Origin of the sequence: Pseudomonas sp. B6002 (assembly GCF_013385985.1) — a bacterium.
In the GTDB taxonomy this organism is placed as follows: Bacteria; Pseudomonadota; Gammaproteobacteria; order Pseudomonadales; family Pseudomonadaceae; genus Aquipseudomonas.
Genome location: NZ_JACAOY010000004.1, coordinates 566,471 through 585,445 on the forward strand (window position 1 = coordinate 566,471; position 18,975 = coordinate 585,445).

An 18,975-nucleotide genomic window follows, 5' to 3' on the forward strand; every position below is an offset into this window, starting at 1 on the left:
TCATCTCTGAAGCTTTTGTGTAGCTCCTTTGGAAAGAGATGGATTTTTAACGCCCCACTGGGGCGTTTTTTTTGGCTGTTCACTTTAGTTGCGACCGATGGTCGCAGTTGACCCTGAAGTGACTTCACGGTTCAGAGTCTGCGGCTCCCCGGCAACACCCTCCATAAGGAAATGGATCCCCCTTCTCATTGCGAAAAAGGTCAACCCCCATGCGTATCCTTGTGGTTGAGGACGAGCAAAAAACCGCTGCCTACCTGCAGCAGGGTCTCAGTGAAAGCGGCTACGTGGTCGACTGCGCCGCCAACGGTATCGACGGCCTGCACCTGGCCGGACAGCACGCTTACGAACTGGTGATTCTCGACGTCAACCTGCCCGGCAAGGATGGCTGGCACGTGCTGGAACAATTGCGCCGCAACGGCACCCAGCGCGTGATGATGCTCACCGCCCGTGGCCGCCTGGACGACAAGATCAAAGGCCTGGACATGGGCGCCGACGATTACCTGGTCAAGCCCTTCGAATTTCCCGAGTTGCTCGCGCGGGTGCGCACGCTGCTACGGCGCAGCGAACACATCCCGCAGCCGGAAGTGTTTTGCGTGTCGGACCTGGAACTGGACCCGCGCCGCCACCGCGCCTATCGCGGCACCCGGCGCATCGACCTGACCACCAAGGAGTTCGCCCTGCTCCAGGTGTTGATGCGCCAGGCCGGAGAAGTGCTGACCCGCACACAGATCATCTCGCTGGTGTGGGACATGAATTTCGACTGCGACACCAACGTGGTCGAAGTCTCCATCAGCCGCCTACGGGCCAAGGTGGACGACCAGAGCGAGGTCAAGCTGATCCACACCATCCGCGGCGTGGGTTACGTGCTGGAGGCGCGACCATGAGGACCGGCAGCCTGTCGATGCGCCTGGGGCTGACCGTCAGCGTGATGGGCGCAGGCCTGGTGTTGCTGTTGGCGACCCTGGCTTACCTGGCCCTCACCTTCGAGCTGGAAAAACTCGCGCGCAAGGGCCTGGAGAGCAAGATGGAGCAGATCCAGCACAGCCTCTCCCAGGGCCTGGACACCCGCGCCATCCGCGCCCGCCCCCATTCGCTGATGGACCTGGTGATGGGCCATGACAATTTTTACCTGACCATCGTCGGCACCGCGCCGGATAACAGCGTGCTGCTAAGCATCGGGGCCAAGCCCCAGGAGCCGTTGCTGACGGACTATGCGCACCGCGAAACCCTCGGCTATCTCAACTGGGAAGACAGTTACGGCAACCAGGTGCTCAGCGCCTCCAGCCTGATGCGCCTGGCCAGCGGTGAACGGGTGCGCGTGGTGCTGTCCCTGGACCGCATGGACGACCAGGCGTTGCTCAGTGCCTACCTGCGCGCCACGGTGATCGCCCTGCCGATGCTGCTAATCCTGATCGGCATGGGCGCCTGGTGGCTGGTACAACGGGGATTGGCGCCGTTGAAGCAATTCAGCCAGATCGCGGCCAAGGTCACCACCCAGGACCTGACCCATCGCCTGTCCGTCGACAACCTGCCGCAGGAGCTGGGTGAGTTGGCGCAAGGCTTCAACGTGATGCTCAAGCGCCTCGACGCCGGAGTGCAGCAACTCTCGCAATTCTCCGATGACCTCGCCCACGAATTGCGCGCGCCGCTGACCAACCTGATGGGCAAGGCCCAGGTGACCCTCTCACGCCAGCGGCCACCGGACGAATACAAAGCGGTGCTCGAATCCAACACCGAAGAGCTGGAGCGCTTGGCGCGCATCGTCTCCGACATGCTGTTCCTGGCCCAGGTGAGCCACCCCGCCGCGCGGGCTTCGTTCGCCACCGTGTCACTGGCCGACGAAGCCCACCGGGTGATGGAGTTGTTCGCCCTGAGCGCCGAGGACAAGCAGCTGACCCTGACCTTGAGCGGTGACGCCCAGGTGCAAGGCGACCGCCTGATGATCCAGCGCGCCCTTTCCAACCTGTTGTCCAATGCTATCCGCCACACTCCGCAAGGCTCGAACATTTCCTTGTTGGTGGAAGCCTATGGCAACCACGCGTCGGTGTCAGTGAGCAACCCGGGCCCGGGGATCGAAGCGCAACATTTGCCTCACCTGTTCGAGCGCTTCTACCGTGTCGACAGCAGCCGCGCCCGCACCGAAGGCGGTACCGGTCTGGGACTGGCCATCGTGCGTTCGATCATGAGCCTGCATCAGGGCCAGGCTGACGTGCGCAGCCTGCCCGGTGGCTTCACTTTGTTTCGGCTGGTCTTCCCCCTATAAATCAGACGCGCATCCTGTAGGAGCTGGCTTGCCAGCGATAGCATCACTGCGCTGCCACTGATACACCGAGGCGCCTGCATCGCCGGCAAGCCGGCTCCTACACAAGAACAACGCAATTCCCTGTGGGAGCTGGCTTGCCTGCGATGGCATCACTGCGCTGCCACTGATACACCGAGGCGCCTGCATCGCCGGCAAGCCAGCTCCTACATGTTGTCTGTGGTGTTTCATGACTCTTCTTTGCGATGGGCCCATTGGTAGAGGGCCGGCAGCACCAGCAAGGTCAGCAAGGTGGAGGAGATGATGCCGCCGATCACCACCGTCGCCAACGGGCGCTGCACTTCGGCGCCGGTGCCAGTGGCCAGTGCCATGGGGATGAAGCCGAGGGACGCCACCAGCGCGGTCATCAACACCGGGCGCAAGCGTGTCAGCGCGCCTTCGTGGATCGCGACCGACAACGAACGCCCCTCCTCGCGCAGGTTGCGGATAAACGCAATCATCACCAGCCCGTTGAGCACTGCCACACCAGACAACGCGATAAACCCCACTCCCGCCGAGATCGACAGCGGAATATCACGCAGCCACAGCGCCATGATCCCACCGGTCAACGCGAACGGAATCCCGGTGAACACCAGCAACCCATCCTTGAGGTTGTTGAACATCATGAACAGCAACCCGAACACCAGCAGCAAGGCCACCGGCACCACGATGCGCAAACGCTCGGAGGCTTCTTTCAATTGTTCGAACTGGCCACCCCAGGTGGTCCAGTAACCGGCTGGCACCTTGACTTGCGCGGTAATGGCCGCCTCGGCCTCATCCACAAACGAGCCAATGTCACGCCCACGCACATTGGCACTGACGATCACCAAGCGCTTGCCGTTCTCGCGGCTGATTTGATTGGGGCCAAGCACCAGGTCCAGGCTGGCCACCTGGGACAACGCAATAAACCCCAGTTGCCCCGAGGCATTGCTGGCCAACGCCGGCACCGGGATCAACAACCGTGACAAGCCGTCGATGTCGGTGCGCAACGCGTCGGACAAACGCACGACCATGTCAAAACGGCGGTCGCCTTCGTACAGCGTGCCGGCCTGGCGCCCGCCAACGGCGACGGCAATGGTGTCCTGCACATCGCCCACATTCAGGCCAAAACGCGCGGCCTTGTCGCGGTCGATATTGATGGTCAGTACCGGCAGGCCGGACGTCTGCTCCACCTTTACCTCCGAGGCACCGTTGAGGGTTTGCAAGGTCTCGGCGATTTCAGCGGCGGTCCTGTTCAGCACCGCCATGTCATCGCCAAACACCTTCACCGCCACATCGCTGCGCACGCCCGAAATCAGCTCGTTGAAGCGCAGCTGGATCGGTTGCGACAGTTCATACGCGCTGCCCGGCACAATCGCACTGGCACGCTGGATATCGGCGATCAGGGCTTCGCGGGACTTTTTCGGGTCCGGCCACTGGTCCTTCGGCTTGAGCATCACGTAGCTGTCGGAAATGTTCGGCGGCATGGGGTCTGAGGCGATTTCCGCCGTGCCGGTGCGTGCAAACACCCGCTCGATTTCCGGCACCTGGGCCATCAAGGTTTTTTCCAATTGCTGCTGCATCTGCACCGATTGCGTGAGGCTGGTGCCGGGTACGCGCAGGGCTTGCTGGGCGAAGTCGCCTTCGCTGAGGCTGGGGATAAACTCGCTGCCCATGCGGCTGGCGACCCAGCCCGAACCCACGATGGTCAACACCGCCAAGCCAAACACCAGCGGACGGCGCGCCATCACCCAATCGAGCACCGGCGCATAGGCGCGGCGTGCGGTGCGCATCACCAGGTTTTCTTCTTCCTTGACCTTGCCGGTGACGAACAGCGCGATGGCCGCCGGCACGAAGGTCACCGACAAGATCATCGCGCCGAACAAGGCGATCACTACGGTGAACGCCATCGGGTGGAACATCTTCCCGGCCACCCCGGTGAGGGCGAAGATCGGCAGGTACACCACCATGATGATCAACTGCCCGAAGATCAGCGCACGCCGCGCTTCCTTGGCGGCAGCGAACACTTCGTGCAGGCGTTCGCTGCGCGTGAGCAATCGCCCGTGACGCTGTTGCGCATGGGCCAGGCGGCGAATGGCGTTTTCGACAATCACCACCGCGCCGTCGACGATGATGCCGAAGTCCAGCGCGCCAAGGCTCATCAGGTTGGCGCTGACCTTGTTGGTGAACATCCCGGTAAAGGTGAACAGCATCGCCAGCGGAATCACCATCGCGGTGATCAGTGCCGCACGAATGTTGCCCAGGAACAGGAACAGCACGGCCACCACCAGCAGCGCCCCTTCGAAGAGGTTTTTCTTCACGGTGGCGATGGCTTTTTCCACCAGGTTGGTGCGGTCGTAGACCGTGGCCGCGACCACGCCTGCGGGCAACGAACGGTTGATCTCTTCAAGCTTTTTGGCCACTGACTGGGACACCGTACGGCTGTTCTCACCGATCAGCATGAACACCGTGCCCAGCACTACTTCCCGTCCGTTTTCGGTGGCCGCCCCCGTGCGCAACTCGCGGCCAATGTCGACCTGCGCCACGTTGCGCACGCGAATCGGCGTGCCGTCCGAGGTGGTGATCACGATATTGGCAATGTCGTCGACAGACGCCACCTGGCCCGGCGCGCGGATCAACAACTGCTCACCGCTGCGCTCGATGTACCCGGCGCCGACGTTGGCGTTGTTGCGCTCCAGCGCTGTGACCAGATCGCCCAAGGTCAGGTTGTAGGCGGCCAGGCGCTTAGGGTCGGGGGCGATCTGATACTCCTTGGCGAATCCACCGATGGTGTTGATCTCGGCCACACCCGGCACGTTGCGCAGTTGCGGCTTGATGATCCAGTCCTGGATCACCCGCAGGTCGGTCGGGGTGTAGGGCGTGCCGTCGTCCTTGAGTGCGCCGTCCTTGGCCTCCACGGTCCACAGGAAAATTTCCCCCAGGCCCGTAGAGATCGGCCCCATGGCGGTTTCGATACCGTCGGGCAACTGCTCGCGGGCCACTTGCAGGCGTTCGTTGACCAACTGACGGGCGAAGAACAGGTCGGTGCCGTCTTTGAAAATCACCGTCACCTGGGACAGCCCGGAGCGCGACAGCGAACGGGTCTGCTGCAACCCCGGCAGCCCGGCCATGGCGGTTTCGATGGGAAAGGTGATGCGCTGTTCGGTTTCCAGCGGCGAGTAACCGGCCGCTGCGGAGTTGATCTGCACCTGCACGTTGGTGATGTCGGGCACCGCGTCGATGGGCAACTTCTGATAGCTGGCGATGCCGACACCGGCCATCAACAGCACCGCCAGCAGCACGATGATGCGTTGCTCGATGGCGAATTGGATAAGGCGTTCAAACATGGGGAATCACTCGCAGGATCAATGGGCGTGTTCGGCCGAGCCTTTGCCCAGTTCGGACTTGAGGATGAAGCTGCCGACGGTGGCCACCTGCGCCCCGGCGTCGAGGCCCTGGCGCACTTCGACATAACCGTTTTCGCTGACGCCCAGTTCCAGATGGCGAGTGATAAAACCGTCGGGCGTGCGCACGAATACCGAGGGTTTGTCCTCCACGGTCTGGATCGCGGCCTGCGGCACGGTGACCTTGGCCTGGTAGGTGTCGGTCGCCACCTGCACCGACACAAACAGGCCCGGGCGCCAGGCGTCATCGGGGTTGGGCACGGTCACGCGCACGGTGGCGGTGCGGGTTTGCTCACCGAGCAGATTACCGACGTAGGCCACGGTGCCTTGCACGTCGGTGCCCATCTCCGTGGAGCTGACGGTCACCGGTTTACCGACACGCACCTTGTTCAAGTCCTTGGGAAACACGCCGAAGGTGACCCACACCTGGGACAGGTCCGAGAGGGTAAAGGCGTTGCTGGTTTCGCTGACCACCTCGCCCACGCCCAGGTGTTTTTCCACCACGGTGCCGGCGAACGGCGCACGCAACTCATAGCGATTGCCGCCCACCAACACCGCGCTGCCGCTGAGGGCGTTCATCTTCTGGCGCGCATTGTTCAGGGCGATTTCAGCTTCCTGCAGGGCCTGGCGCGCCAGCAGGTAATCCTGCTCGGCGGAGATTTTGTCCTGCCACAACTGGCGCTCACGCTGGAAGGTGGTGCGCGCCAGTTCGACACGACGCTCGCTGGCCGCCAACTCGCTGCGCTGATCGGAAATCTGCTGGCTGGCGATCACCGCCAACAGCTCGCCCTTCTTTACTGACTGGCCAAGATTGACTTTCACCGACTCCACCACGCCTGCCGCACGGGGCACGATGTGCGAGGTACGGTCTTCGTCGAAACGCACTTCGCCGGGCAGCGTGAGCATCGTGCTGATCGCACGGGGCTGCGCCTGAGCCAGCTGAATGCCGGCCGCCTGGATCTGCTGTTCGGTGAGTTCAAGTGCGCCTTCTTCTTCGTCGGCCTTGGCAAAACCGGACAGCATCAGGCCGAGGGCGACGGCAAGCGCCACGCCATGTTTAGGGTTCATAGAGGACTCCAGAAAATCAAAACCGGGCGAGGTCGCCGTAGATTCGTTCGATGCGCACCCAGGCGTCGGTGGCCTGGGCGGTGGCCGCGAGGTATTGGGTGCGGGCTGCGATCAAGGTGCGCTGGGCGTCGAGCACGTCGAGGAAGTTGAACTTGCCCATCTCGAAACCACGGGTGGCGCTGTCCACTGCGCTCTGGGCAGCGGGCAGGATCTGTTGGTTGAACGCACGCACTTCGGTGTTCGCGGTTTGCCACAGGTCCAGGGCCTGGCGGGTTTCGGTGCGCAGGCGCAGTTCAGTGGCGTTGCGCAGGTCGCGGGCCTGGTCGGCACGACGGCTGGCGGCGAGTACGTTGCCCTGGTTGCGGTTGAACAATGGGATCGGCATCGACACGCCGATCAGGTTCACCCGTTCGCGCACACTGGCGTCGTATTGGCTGCCGATGGACAGGTCGAGGTCGGGAATGCGCTGGGCTTTTTCCAGGCCGACGCTGGCTTCGCTTTGCAGGATCTGCAATTCGGCCAGGCGCAGTTCGGTGGTGTGTTCCAGGCGCGCCAGCAACTGCGCCGAGGCTGGTAATTGCGGCGCCACTTGGGTTGGCGCAGCAACGGCCTGGAAGTCGGTGGCGGCGCTGCCGGTGCTGGCGGCCAGGCGACGGTAGGCGTCAGTGAGGCCGACCTCGGCGCGGTTCAGTTCCAGGCGTATTTCCGACAATTGCACCTGGGCGCGGGTGGCTTCTACCGGCGACGATTTACCTGCGGTCACGCGCCCATTGGCGACCACCAGGCCGCGCTCGGCCAGGGCCAGCGAGCGCTGCGCCAGGTCAAGGCGTTCCTGAGCGCGCAGGGCGCTGTAATAGCTGTCGATCACCTCGGCGCGCAGGCCGTTGCGCCGCTGCTCCAGGGTCAGCGCCGCCGCGTCCTGGGCCCGCGTCGCCACGTCGATACGCGCGCCACGCTTGCCACCCAGTTCCAGGGTCTGGCTGAGCTTGAGGGTGGTGGTGCGGGTATCGCGACGGGTGTCTTCGGCATCCAGCGAAGCGACCGGGTTGGGGATCAATCCCGCTTGCTGGCGACCGCCCCTGGCGATGTCGATTTCCCATTGCGCCGCCGCCAGGTCCGGGTTGTTGGCGAAGGCGGTTTGCAGGGCCGAGTCGAGGGTGAGGGTTTGTGCCTGGACGGCACTGGCGGCGGCCCACAAGGCGGCCGCCCCCAACAGTGTTCTAAGCGAAAGTGCCATAACGAGAGTTCCACGCCCATGAAGTTGCTGAGGTTTCCCAGCGGGGGCAATGTAGCGTTCAGCACTTATCGCGGCGGTGGAGCAAAGATTACAAATCCGTCAGGCATGCACCTCGTCATGCTCATCGTGCTGAAACCCTTCGCCCTCGACCTGAATGGTGGCGTGGGAAATATCGAATTGTTCGTGCAGCAACTCCGTCACTCGACTGAGGATCTGTTGCTCGGAGCCTTGGGACGCATCGGCGACCAAGTGCGTGCTCAGCACATTCTTGCCGCTGGTCAGGGCCCAGATGTGCAAGTCGTGCACGTCCCTCACCCCAGGCACGCTACGAATGCCCTGCTCGACCTGATCGATATCAACGCCGTCCGGCACACCTTGCAGCAGCACGTTCATGCTTTCCTTGAGCAGCGTCCAGGTGCGTGGCAACACCCAGAAACCGATGGCGGCCGCCACCAGCGAGTCGACCCAGCCCCAGCCGGTGAGCATGATCACCACCGCCGCGATGATCACGCCGATGGAGCCGAGCATGTCACTCCACACTTCCAGGTAGGCGCCCTTGACGTTGAGACTCTCGCCGCTGGCGGCGCTGAGCAGGCGCATGGAGATCAGGTTGACGATCAGCCCCAGCACTGCAATCACCAACATGCCGGTGGACTGGATCTCGGCCGGCGCCTGCAACCGTTGGTACGCCTCATACAGGATGTAGAACGCCACGGCGAACAACAGCAACGCATTGAACGCCGCTGCCAGTATCTCGAAGCGCGCATAACCGAAAGTGCGCTTGCGGTCGGCCGGGCGCTTGGCGACCTGGATGGCCACCAGGGAGATCGCCAGGGCCAGGGCGTCGGTCATCATGTGCGCGGCGTCGGACAACAGTGCCAGGCTGCCGGTGACGAAGGCGCCGATCACTTCAGCGATCATGAAGCTGCCCGTCAGGCCCAGGGCCATCCATAACTTGCGCTCGTGGCCGGCGCGTACCTGGGCGTGGTTGTGTCCTGCGCTCATGGGGCGGTACTCCTGATTCGTCATGTAGGAGCCGGCTTGCCGGCGATAACGGTTTTGGCCGTTGCGCCGACCTTGCGGGCGTCATCGCCGGCAAGCCGGCTCCTACAAAGATAGAGTCCTGATGCAAAAAAGTGGCATGCCTTGCGGATTTATCATCCGGCCGCCAGTCCGGCGTTATTTTTTGGCGCACCAAAATCGCACACGGGCGCTCTGCCACGGTTCTATCAGGTATGCTTTTCGTGCAGGAAACAAAAAGAAACAAATTAGCCAACCTGTTCGATAAGGAGTCCCGTTTTGGAGTTATCGACTGCCGCGTGGATGGTTCACGACACCCGCCTCATGTTTTGTGTACTGCTGGCCATCGCCAGCATCATCGTGCTGATCAGCGCGACCAAGCTGCCGCCGTTCCTGTCGATCCTGATCGGCACCTTCATCGCCGGTGTCGGCGCCGGGCTGCCACCGGAGGAGGTCGCCAAGGCGTTCAGCAAGGGTGCCGGTGCAATCCTCGGTGAAGCCGGCATCATCATTGCCCTGGGCTCGATGCTCGGCGCGCTGATGGCGGAATCCGGCGCCGCCGACCGCATCGCCACCACCCTGCTTGGCCTGGGCAAGGGCAAGTCATTGCCCTGGGTGATGGCGCTGGTGGCCATGGTGATCGGCTTGCCGCTGTTCTTCGAAGTGGGCCTGGTGATGATGGTGCCGATCATCTTCGTGATGGCTAAACGTTCGAACCTGCCGCTGCTGAAAATCGCCATCCCGGCGCTGGCAGGCATGACCACCCTGCACGCCCTGATGCCACCGCACCCGGGCCCACTGATTGCAGTGGGTGCGTTGCACGCGGACCTGGGCCTGACCATGTTGCTGGGCTTCTGCCTGGCGGTGCCGGCGGTGATCCTCGCCGGCCCGATTTACGGCAACTGGCTGTCCAAGCGCCTGCACGTGGATGAACCGGCCGACATCGGCGCGCTGTTCAGCGCACCGCCCAAGGCGCCGCGTCAGCCGAGCTTCGGCGTGTCGTTGCTGATTATTTTGTTGCCGGTGATCCTGATGCTCGGCAGCACCCTGGCCAAGGTCGCCATGTCACCGGAGAGCCCGGTGGCGTTGACCTTGAAGTTCCTCGGTGAACCGCTGATCGCCCTCGGCCTGGCGGTGATTGCGGCCGTGATCTGCCTGGGCTGGGCGGCCGGCATGCCGCGTGCCGAAGTCGGCAACACCCTGCGCAAGGCCCTGGCGCCGATCGCCGTGTTGCTGCTGACCATCGGCGCCGGTGGCGGCCTCAAGCAAACCTTGCTGGACGCGGGCGTCAGCCAGACCATCAGCAAGGTCGCCGAAGGCGCGCACATGCCGTACCTGCTGCTGGCGTGGTTGATCGCCGTGGCCTTGCGCCAGGCCACCGGCTCGGCCACCGTCGCCACCACCACGACGGCGGGCATCCTCGCGCCGATGATGGCCGGGCTGGCGGCCACGCAAAGCTCACTGGTGGCCCTGGCGATTGGCGCCGGCTCGGTGTTCTTCTGCCACGTCAACGACGCCGGGTTCTGGATGGTGCGCGAGTATTTCGGCCTGCAGTTGAAGCAGACGATCTGGGTGTGGTCGGTGTTGCAGACCATCGTTTCAGTCGTCGGCTTGATCGGTACGTTGTTGCTCTGGCATTTCCTGACCTGAGCCCTAGGCGGCCAAGGTGTGGCGCTTGCCAAATAGCGCCACACTCACCACGCCCACCGCCCCCATCACCACGCAATAGCCCACGCAGATCCACGGGCTGGTCGGCATCAGCGCGATCAACAGCAACGGCGTGGTGCTCGCCCACAGTGCATAGGCAATGTTGTAGGTGAAGGAAATGCCCGACACCCGCACCTGCGCCGGAAACAGGCCGACCATCACCGACGGCACCGCGCCCACCACCCCGCAACTCAAGCCCGCCACGGCATACGCCGCGCCCAGCCAGACGCCACCGGCGATGAGGCTGGCGTACAGCACAGCAACCCCCACCGGTAACAGCAGGCTGTAGACCAGCACCGCGCGCCAGGCGCCGATGCGGTCCACCAACAGGCCGGCAAGCACACAGCCGATGTTCAGGAACACGATGCCCAAGGCGCTCAAGGCGAAGGTGTGGCTGGGGCTCATGCCGAAGGTTTTCTGCATCATGGTTGGGGTGATGACCACCAGCACTACCACGGCGGAGGTGAGCACGCAGGTGAGGATCATTGCCGGCAGCAGCACGGCGCGGTGGTCGCGCAATACGGTGCGCAGCGGCAGTTCGGCGGCGGCCTGGCGGCGGGCCTGCATTTCGAGGAACACCGGGGTTTCGCTGAGCCAGCGGCGCAGCCACACGCCGATCACGCCGAACACACCGCCGAGCAGGAAGGGGAAGCGCCAGGCGTAGTCGAGGATTTCGGCGGGGGTGAAGACTTGCGCCAGCAAGGTGGCGGTCAGCGCGCCGAGCAGGTAGCCAAAGGTCAGGCCGGCTTGCAGGAAGCCCAGGGCGTAGCCGCGATGGTTTCTCGGCGCGTGTTCGGCGACGAAGGTCCAGGCGCTCGGCACTTCACCGCCCACGGCGGCGCCTTGCAGCACGCGCAGCGCCAGCAGAATCAATGGGGCGAAATAGCCGATTTGCGCATAGGTTGGCATGACGCCAATCAGCAGGCAGGGCAACGCCATCATCAGGATGCTGAGGCTGAACACCCGTTTGCGCCCCAGATGATCGGCAAAATGTGCCATCAGGATGCCGCCCAGCGGCCGCGCCAGGTAGCCGGTGACGAAGATGCCGAAGCTTTGCAGCAGGCGCAGCCATTCGGGCATTTCCGGCGGGAAGAACAGTTGGCTGAGGGTCAGTGCGAAGAACACGAAGATGATGAAGTCGTAGATTTCCAGGGCGCCGCCCAGGGCGGCCAGGCCCAGGGTTTTGTAGTCGGAGCGGGAAAAACGCTGCGCCCGTGGGAAAGAGGTGGCAGTCATGACAAGGCTCGGCAGACAAACAAAATGGCGTGCAGGTTATGAGTTGGGCCGAGTGATGGCAATCACGACAGATATATTTGTTTTCCTCATTGATCGATGAAGATAACTGCATTCCCATATCAATGGCCGTAGCGGAACATGCCGTAAAACTGCCAACACCCATAATAAATACAAGAGGAATGACTCGTGGCCGATGCTATCGAAGAAAGCCGCTATGCCCGATTTGCCCTGCGTTGTTCCAACTTCGCCGAACGCTGGTTTCCTGACTCCTGGGTGTTCGCCGCCCTCGCCGTGATCATTGTCGCCGTGGCGACCCTGGGCATGGGCGCTGCGCCGGCCGAAGCCGCCAAGGCCTTTGGTGACGGGTTCTGGAGCCTGATTCCGTTCACCATGCAGATGGCCTTTGTGGTGATCGGCGGTTACGTAGTCGCCAGCTCCCCGCCTGCGGTGAAACTGATTGACCGCCTGGCGCGCATCCCGAAAAACGGCCGCACGGCCGTGGCGTGGGTGGCGTTGATCTCCATGGTTGCCTCCCTGCTGAACTGGGGCCTGTCCCTGGTGTTCGGCGGTTTGCTGGTGCGTGCGCTGGCCCGTCGCACCGATTTGCGCATGGATTACCGTGCTGCCGGCGCTGCGGCCTACTTGGGTCTTGGGGCCGTGTGGGCCTTGGGGCTGTCGTCGTCGGCCGCGCAACTGCAGGCCAACCCGGCCAGCCTGCCGCCGTCGATTTTGTCGATTACCGGGGTGATCCCGTTCACCGACACCATCTTCCTGTGGCAATCGGGCGTGCTGCTGTTGGCGCTGATTGTGGTCTCGCTGATTATTGCCTACGCCACCGCACCTGGGCCGAACAGCGCCCGTGATGCCAAGGCTTGCGGCGTCGACCCGGCGTTCAATCTGCCCAAGGTACAAGCACCGACTCGCCCGGGCGAATGGCTGGAACACAGCCCGTTGCTGACCATTCTGCTGGCGTTGCTGGCGGCCGGTTGGTTGTTCCACGAGTTTTCGACCAAGCCGGCGATCAGCGCCATCTCGGGGCTGAACACCTACAACTTCCTGTTCATCATGGTCGGTGCACTGCTGCACTGGCGCCCGCGCAGCTTCCTTGATGCCGTGGCCCGTGCGGTGCCGACCACCACGGGCGTGCTGATCCAGTTCCCGCTGTATGGCTCGATTGCGGCGCTGATGACCGTGGTCAAGGGCGGCGACGGCCAGACCCTTGCGCACCATATCTCGCTGTTCTTCACCTCCATTGCCTCCCACGACACCTATGCCTTGTTGATGGGCGTGTACTCGGCGGTGCTCGGCTTCTTTATCCCGTCGGGCGGCGGCAAGTGGATCATCGAAGCGCCTTACGTGATGCAAGTGGCCAATGACCTGCAATACCACCTGGGCTGGGCGGTGCAGATCTACAACGCTGCCGAGGCGCTGCCGAACCTGATCAACCCGTTCTATATGTTGCCGCTGCTGGGCGTACTGGGGTTGAAGGCACGGGACCTGATTGGGTTCTCATTTGTGCAGTTGCTGGTGCACACGCCGTTGGTGCTGTTCCTGTTGTGGGCACTGGGGACTACATTGAAATATCTGCCACCGGTTATGCCTTGATAGCAACATCTCATTGATCACGTGGGGTTGTCGTACACCCGGCAACGACAACCCCTGACTCCTTCCGCCAGGGCCTTTGATTAATCTGATTCGGATTCCTCCCTCACCCAACACCAAGGAAAATCCGATGACGCCCCTATCCAAATCACTGGAAGAGTTGATCACTGATATCTACCAGGACGACACCGTCTCGGTCACTGAGTACAGGGCCTTGCGTGACGACGCTGATCGCCGCATGGCCACCGTCATCAAGGAGTTTGGCCTGCATAACAACGTGACCGCGCTCCAGAAATCGATCGACGTGGCCATGCAGCTGTTGCAGACCAGTGTCATCGATGCAAAAAAAGCCAAGCTGACTGACACCGGCGAAGCCATCGTCAAGGATGCGGTGACGGCACAGGTGGAGTACTTGCGCGCTGGTGCCCAATTGGCCCTGCGCCTGCTCTGATCCTCTGATTCAAACCGCTGTCTTCTTTCCGTCACATTGCGTTGTTACCGTCCTGCGAAATATCTTGCAACACCTCGACAGGGACTCCCAACAATGAGTGATGAGCACGAAGACCGCCCTTCCCCCGATTCCGCAGACCAGGCGCCGGTAGACACCAGTCGCCGGCGCTTCCTGGGAGGCGCGGCAGTGCTGGGGGTCGGCGCAACCTTGAGTGCGTGCGGCAATACCAGCGAAGCACCGGGCAAGCCGGTGGCGCGACCGCTCACTCCGCAAGAGCTGGACAAGGCCCTGCACGACCAGGTGAAAACCGTGGTGGTGATCTACGCCGAGAACCGCAGTTTCAACAACCTGTTTGCTGACTTCCCTGGCGTCGAGAAGCCACTGTCCGCCCTCTCTGCGGCCGACGTGCAGCAACGCGACCGTGACGGCAGCCTGCTGACCACCCTGCCGCCCGCCTGGGGCGGTGTGCTGCAAGTCGGCACGCAAAGCGTTGACGGGGTGACCTACCCCAGCGAAGTGCAGTTCCAGGAAAACCTGCCCAACGCGCCTTTCGCCCTCAAGGGCCCGAACGCTGAAGACCTGCCCCTGAGCCTGGTGACCCGCGACTTGTGGCACGTGTTTTATCAGAACCAGATGCAGATCAACGGCGGCAAGAACGACAACTTTGTCGCCTGGGCTGACTCCGGTGGCCTGGTGATGGGGTATTACGCCCAGAGCCGGTACTCCCTGCGGTTGTGGGATGTGGCCAAGGAATTTGTGCTCTGCGATAACTTCTTCCAGGGTGCATTTGGTGGCTCGTTCCTCAACCACCAGTACCTGATCAGCGCCACGGCACCGTTTTATCCGAATGCCGCACAATCGGTGGCCAAGGCCCAGATCGCCACGCTGCAAAGCGATGACCCGACCGACCCGCGTCTCAAGCCCCTGGACAAATCCCCGGCCAGCGCCATGACCGGCCCGCCGCAGTTCGGCCCCAGCGCGCTGACCCCGGACGGCTACGGCGTAAATACCCTGGCCCCGCCTTACTGGCCAACGTGGATTCGCGACCCGGAAAACCCGGACTACTCCAAACCCGACCTGCCCAACGTGCTGGTGCCGCAAACCCACGAGCACATTGGCGACAAGCTGTCGAAAAAGAACGTCGACTGGGCGTGGTACGCCGGGGCATGGCAGGCCACGCTGGATCAGTTCAAGGACTCGGGCGGCATCCCCAAGATCCCGAACTTCCAGTACCACCACCAGCCGTTCAACTACTTCAAGAAACAGGGGCCGGAAAACCGCGCCGAGCGGGACAAGCGCCTGCGCGACGGCGGTTTGGGCGATGAGTCGAGCACCAACAAGTTCTTCGCCGATGCCCAGGCCGGCAAGCTGCCTGCCGTGAGCTTCTACAAGCCCCAGGGCAACCTGAACATGCACGCAGGCTACGCCGACGTGGCCTCGGGCGACCGCCATATCGCCCGCGCCCTGAAGGTGCTGCAAGAAAGCCCGCAGTGGAAAAACATGGTGGTGGTGGTGACCGTCGATGAAAACGGCGGCTGGTGGGACCACGTGGCACCGCCAAAAGGCGACCGTTGGGGCCCTGGCACCCGGATTCCGGCGCTGGTGGTGTCGCCATTCGCACGCAAAGGCACTGTGGACCACACGGTTTACGACACGGCGTCGATCCTGCGCCTGATCACCCGTGTGTTCCAGCTGGAGACCCTGGACGGCCTCAAACAGCGTGATGACGCGATGATCGCCCGTGGCCAGAAGCCGATGGGTGATCTGAGCAACGCATTGCAGTTCACCCTGTAGGTTTTCTTATCCAATAGCGACACAGCTGGCGATTTAGCACGCGGTTTTCCTGGTCAACCGCTACTGTGTGCACGTGGGCTTTCACCCCGCGCAGACGGGCTTTCGCTGACAAGGAACAGACAATGTTTAAACCGACCAGGTTGTCCTTCACCCTGGCCGCACTGATGGCCAGTGCGGTCGTACAGGCCGACATCGAAGTACCGCTGGGCAGCACGCAACGTGTGACCCAGCTGTTCGCTTTTCCCAATAACTGCAACGTGATCTGCTTCCGCCCGTGGACGCTGGAGCAGACCGCCGAGCATTATTTGAACCAGAGCCTGCAGCGAGACGGTTACAGCCGGGCCAAAGTCAGTGTGAAGACCCATGATGGGCAGGTGTCGGCCACCTTCAGTGGCGTGCCCGACAACTACGGCCAACCGCTGACCACGCTACTCAACACCGCCGACCTGGCCTACCAGGGCGCAAGCAAGCTCAATACCGACGGCAAGTGGGCCTATAACTGGTACCTGTTCCTGCCGCTGGGCATGGCCCTGGAAAACCGCAAAAGCATCGAGCTGCTGCACTTCCCACCGGATTATTCGCTGACCCAGGCCCAGGACTACCTGGAGTCGGCGACCACCGACCGCTGGGCGACACTGCTGACCGACAATGGCATCCCGGCCACCGAAACACCGGCGTACCAGACCATCATCGATATCGCCCCGATTGCCGCGCCGTCCAACGCCGGCAAGGACCTGGAAAACGTCTACAGCTACTTCGCTGACTACCAGACGCGCATGGTCAAGGAGTTGAGCCTGCAGCCCAACGGCTCATTGCCGATGGTGGCATTCGGCGCGCCGGTGCGCAGCTGGATCAAACAGCAATATGGCCAGACCGTGGGCGTGCTGGGCCTGGCGCAGATCAGCCCGGCGACAGGTAAAACCGTGTCGGTGCTGGGCGCCAACCACCCCAGTTACATCTGGTACGCGGCCGATCCGGCCACCTATGATGGCAACGAACAAAAGGCCGATGAAGCCGGTTTGAAAGTGATGGGCCAGGACCTGAGCGCAGCGTGCTGGCAGGCCGGGATGGGACAGAAACCGGCGAGCGATCCGAATGTATTGCTCAAAGCGTGCATGAATACCTGGCAGGTCACCCGCAAGGAACAGACCTGTGAACTGTTCTACACCTCGGTGCGCAACTTGCCGCCGGAGCAAGCCAACGCCAAATGCGCCACGCCGCCGGTCAAAGCCCAGCTTAAACAGCTGAAAAGCGCCGCTCCCGCCCCTTCCGTCACTGCCCCAGCGCTGTAGGGCGCACAAAAAAAACCAATTTCTACTGTCAGATTTGACAGTAGAAATTGGTTGTAACTTGAGCAAGTCTTGAAGTGCGCCCATTCGCTGCAAGACTGGCAGTCAGACACTCTCCGCAGGTCGATGCAGCCTAAGCCAGGAGAGTCATGAACACTCAAGCCAAGGACAAGGCCAAAAAAGCCAAGAGCAATTACCTTTATCCCTTCAAGCTGTTACTGGGCCTGGGTTACCCCACGACCGAGCATTTTGAAGTGATGCAAATGGCCAATGGCATGCAAACCGGTATCCGAACGCGCGTCGCCTTCGACAGCCGCGTGTGCATCGCCAAGATCTCCGGCTATGCACTGAGCGAACGACGCGTGCACACGTTGCGGTTATCCCCACGCATCCACCTGTACGACTGCTGGTTCACAGGCCTGGTCATGCATTCGTGCAATCCGAACGTGTTCCTCGACTTGCATTACCTGGAGGCCTGGACCGTACGTCATATCCCGGCAGGCGAACAGCTGACCATGGATTACGCCACCACCGAGGACGTGCTGTTCCGGCAATTCGCCTGCCAGTGCGGCGAGCCGAACTGCCGGGGCTGGATCACCGGCAACGCGGAAGCCCCGAACGCCGAAGGCAGGCAATGGTACGAACGTAACCGGCCTTAAGCTTCGCCCAGCGGGCGCAGACGATATTGCGGCGGTAGCTGCTCGAAACCACTGATGGTGGTGTTCAGACTCTTCCAGCGGCCGTCCTTGATGCCATAGATGCAGCCATGGATCGACAGGCTCTGCCCACGGTGCCAGGCGTTTTGCACAATGCTGGTATGCCCGACGTTGGCCACCTGCTGGATCACGTTCAGCTCGCACATCCGGTCGACGCGCTCTTCTTCGGTTGGCAGCTGGGCCAACAGATCACGGTTTTCGTAGTAGAGGTCACGAATGGTGCGCAACCAGCCGTCGATCAGGCCGAACTGACGGTCCTGCATCGAGGCACGTACGCCGCCGCAGCCATAGTGGCCAGTGACCAGGATGTGTTTGACCTTGAGCACGTCCACCGCGTACTGGATGACCGACAGGCAGTTGAGGTCGGTGTGCAGCACCACGTTGGCCACGTTGCGGTGCACGAACAGATCACCCGGCAGCATGCCGACGATCTCGTTGGCCGGTACCCGGGCGTCGGAGCAGCCGATCCACAGGTATTCCGGGGTTTGCTGGCGGGCAAGCTTGGCGAAGAATTCGGGATCTTCCTGTTTGATCGCGTCCGCCCAGCGTTCGTTGTTATCAAGCAGGTCTTGTAGTTCGTTCATCAGGGAAAGCCTCAGGAATGATGCGCAGTTTTGTGACTGACAACCCCACGTCCAGGTCACGCCCTGCCGGTGAATAACAAGCGTGAATCCGCTTGAATCTTTGGGGCGTGCAGCCTGTCCACACACTATAAGCCCCACAGTATGAGGATTGGCCATGACTGAATCACGACGTCCCTACGGTGCAACGCAGCCGGAACCCATCGATGACAATGAAGACCGCATGGGTTCGATGCGCGAACTGGACTTTGACGAAGAGGAACCCACGGCGGAGATCGGCGATGAGATCCCGCGGCGTGAACGTGAACACCGGATGCCCGACGAACGGGTGCGTGAGGCCGGGCTTACCGGCGCATCCACAGAGGATCACGAGCCGACGGACGATGACATGAGCCCGGAAACGCTGATCCATGAAGACGGTGCACGGGATGCCCGCGAGCTGGGCGAGGGTGACCAGGCGGATTGGGATTTGAGCATCGTGGGTGAAGATGAGATTGGCGGCGGGAATGGGTTGGATGAGGCGGAATTGGCTGATGTCGACCCGATAGACGGTAAGCCCTGACACGCCTTCATACCGACTATCCACCACGAC

15 protein-coding genes are annotated in these 18,975 nt (G+C 62.3%); 9 read left to right on the top strand and 6 right to left on the bottom strand.

Going from position 1 to position 18,975, the window contains the following annotated elements:
• The first annotated feature begins 209 nt into the window (after positions 1 to 209).
• Both HX792_RS06190 and HX792_RS06195 read left to right on the top strand, forming a co-directional pair.
• Positions 210 to 884, top strand: coding sequence for a heavy metal response regulator transcription factor (locus tag HX792_RS06190; RefSeq protein ID WP_176995229.1), 675 nt, complete (start codon positions 210 to 212; stop codon positions 882 to 884).
• On the top strand, positions 881 to 2,263 hold the full coding sequence (locus tag HX792_RS06195; protein WP_176995230.1) for a heavy metal sensor histidine kinase: 1,383 nt from the start codon (positions 881 to 883) through the stop codon (positions 2,261 to 2,263). The genes HX792_RS06190 and HX792_RS06195 overlap by 4 nt, the downstream gene beginning before the upstream one ends.
• A gap of 224 nt (positions 2,264 to 2,487) precedes the next feature.
• On the opposite strand, the gene HX792_RS06200 is transcribed toward HX792_RS06195, so the two are convergent.
• The 4 genes from HX792_RS06200 to HX792_RS06215 all read right to left on the bottom strand — a co-directional run bounded on the left by HX792_RS06200 (position 2,488) and on the right by HX792_RS06215 (position 8,992).
• The gene (locus HX792_RS06200; RefSeq protein ID WP_176995231.1) at positions 2,488 to 5,625 is read right to left on the bottom strand and encodes a CusA/CzcA family heavy metal efflux RND transporter; all 3,138 of its coding nucleotides are present in this window, start codon (positions 5,623 to 5,625) and stop codon (positions 2,488 to 2,490) included.
• Positions 5,626 to 5,643: 18 nt separating this feature from the next.
• Positions 5,644 to 6,750: an efflux RND transporter periplasmic adaptor subunit gene (locus tag HX792_RS06205; RefSeq protein ID WP_176995232.1), complete on the bottom strand. Its 1,107-nt coding sequence runs from the start codon at positions 6,748 to 6,750 to the stop codon at positions 5,644 to 5,646.
• Between the two features lie 16 nt (positions 6,751 to 6,766).
• Positions 6,767 to 7,987 carry a TolC family protein gene (locus HX792_RS06210; RefSeq protein ID WP_176995233.1) on the bottom strand — a complete coding sequence of 407 codons (1,221 nt, stop codon included), beginning with the start codon at positions 7,985 to 7,987 and terminating at the stop codon, positions 6,767 to 6,769.
• Positions 7,988 to 8,086: 99 nt separating this feature from the next.
• A complete protein-coding gene (locus tag HX792_RS06215; protein WP_176995234.1) occupies positions 8,087 to 8,992 on the bottom strand; it encodes a cation diffusion facilitator family transporter in 906 nt (301 codons plus the stop codon).
• A 294-nt stretch (positions 8,993 to 9,286) separates the two neighbouring features.
• Here HX792_RS06215 and HX792_RS06220 point away from each other — a divergent pair, with 294 nt between their 5' ends.
• Positions 9,287 to 10,657: a gluconate:H+ symporter gene (locus HX792_RS06220; RefSeq protein ID WP_176995235.1), complete on the top strand. Its 1,371-nt coding sequence runs from the start codon at positions 9,287 to 9,289 to the stop codon at positions 10,655 to 10,657.
• A 3-nt stretch (positions 10,658 to 10,660) separates the two neighbouring features.
• On the opposite strand, the gene HX792_RS06225 is transcribed toward HX792_RS06220, so the two are convergent.
• Positions 10,661 to 11,950: an MFS transporter gene (locus tag HX792_RS06225; RefSeq protein ID WP_176995236.1), complete on the bottom strand. Its 1,290-nt coding sequence runs from the start codon at positions 11,948 to 11,950 to the stop codon at positions 10,661 to 10,663.
• A gap of 186 nt (positions 11,951 to 12,136) precedes the next feature.
• On the opposite strand from HX792_RS06225, the gene HX792_RS06230 reads away from it, so the two are divergent.
• The 5 genes from HX792_RS06230 (at position 12,137) to HX792_RS06250 (ending at position 17,745) form a co-directional block, all read left to right on the top strand.
• Positions 12,137 to 13,555: a TIGR00366 family protein gene (locus HX792_RS06230; RefSeq protein WP_176995237.1), complete on the top strand. Its 1,419-nt coding sequence runs from the start codon at positions 12,137 to 12,139 to the stop codon at positions 13,553 to 13,555.
• A 127-nt stretch (positions 13,556 to 13,682) separates the two neighbouring features.
• Positions 13,683 to 14,003: a hypothetical protein gene (locus HX792_RS06235; RefSeq protein ID WP_176995238.1), complete on the top strand. Its 321-nt coding sequence runs from the start codon at positions 13,683 to 13,685 to the stop codon at positions 14,001 to 14,003.
• 93 nt (positions 14,004 to 14,096) lie between these two features.
• The gene (gene acpA, locus HX792_RS06240) at positions 14,097 to 15,797 is read left to right on the top strand and encodes an acid phosphatase (protein WP_176995239.1); all 1,701 of its coding nucleotides are present in this window, start codon (positions 14,097 to 14,099) and stop codon (positions 15,795 to 15,797) included.
• Positions 15,798 to 15,919: 122 nt separating this feature from the next.
• Positions 15,920 to 17,089, top strand: a complete 1,170-nt coding sequence (locus HX792_RS06245) for a hypothetical protein (RefSeq protein ID WP_176995240.1) — start codon at positions 15,920 to 15,922, stop codon at positions 17,087 to 17,089.
• Positions 17,090 to 17,235: 146 nt separating this feature from the next.
• On the top strand, positions 17,236 to 17,745 hold the full coding sequence (locus HX792_RS06250; protein ID WP_176995241.1) for an SET domain-containing protein-lysine N-methyltransferase: 510 nt from the start codon (positions 17,236 to 17,238) through the stop codon (positions 17,743 to 17,745).
• On the opposite strand, the gene can is transcribed toward HX792_RS06250, so the two are convergent.
• Positions 17,742 to 18,386, bottom strand: coding sequence for a carbonate dehydratase (gene can, locus HX792_RS06255; protein ID WP_046070813.1), 645 nt, complete (start codon positions 18,384 to 18,386; stop codon positions 17,742 to 17,744). The genes HX792_RS06250 and can overlap by 4 nt on opposite strands.
• A gap of 154 nt (positions 18,387 to 18,540) precedes the next feature.
• On the opposite strand from can, the gene HX792_RS06260 reads away from it, so the two are divergent.
• Positions 18,541 to 18,945 (top strand): serine kinase/phosphatase, encoded by a 405-nt coding sequence (locus HX792_RS06260; protein ID WP_176995242.1) that lies wholly within the window; start codon positions 18,541 to 18,543, stop codon positions 18,943 to 18,945.
• The last annotated feature ends 30 nt before the right edge of the window (positions 18,946 to 18,975 follow it).

Bases quoted from the DNA above. Each gene is read 5' to 3' on its own strand.
- HX792_RS06190 (WP_176995229.1), top strand. From the start codon at position 210: ATGCGTATCCTTGTGGTTGAGGACGAGCAAAAAACCGCTGCCTACCTG.
- HX792_RS06195 (WP_176995230.1), top strand. From the start codon at position 881: ATGAGGACCGGCAGCCTGTCGATGCGCCTGGGGCTGACCGTCAGCGTG.
- HX792_RS06200 (WP_176995231.1), bottom strand. From the start codon at position 5,625: ATGTTTGAACGCCTTATCCAATTCGCCATCGAGCAACGCATCATCGTG.
- HX792_RS06205 (WP_176995232.1), bottom strand. From the start codon at position 6,750: ATGAACCCTAAACATGGCGTGGCGCTTGCCGTCGCCCTCGGCCTGATG.
- HX792_RS06210 (WP_176995233.1), bottom strand. From the start codon at position 7,987: ATGGCACTTTCGCTTAGAACACTGTTGGGGGCGGCCGCCTTGTGGGCC.
- HX792_RS06215 (WP_176995234.1), bottom strand. From the start codon at position 8,992: ATGAGCGCAGGACACAACCACGCCCAGGTACGCGCCGGCCACGAGCGC.
- HX792_RS06225 (WP_176995236.1), bottom strand. From the start codon at position 11,950: ATGACTGCCACCTCTTTCCCACGGGCGCAGCGTTTTTCCCGCTCCGAC.
- HX792_RS06235 (WP_176995238.1), top strand. From the start codon at position 13,683: ATGACGCCCCTATCCAAATCACTGGAAGAGTTGATCACTGATATCTAC.
- acpA (WP_176995239.1), top strand. From the start codon at position 14,097: ATGAGTGATGAGCACGAAGACCGCCCTTCCCCCGATTCCGCAGACCAG.
- HX792_RS06245 (WP_176995240.1), top strand. From the start codon at position 15,920: ATGTTTAAACCGACCAGGTTGTCCTTCACCCTGGCCGCACTGATGGCC.
- HX792_RS06250 (WP_176995241.1), top strand. From the start codon at position 17,236: ATGAACACTCAAGCCAAGGACAAGGCCAAAAAAGCCAAGAGCAATTAC.
- can (WP_046070813.1), bottom strand. From the start codon at position 18,386: ATGAACGAACTACAAGACCTGCTTGATAACAACGAACGCTGGGCGGAC.
- HX792_RS06260 (WP_176995242.1), top strand. From the start codon at position 18,541: ATGACTGAATCACGACGTCCCTACGGTGCAACGCAGCCGGAACCCATC.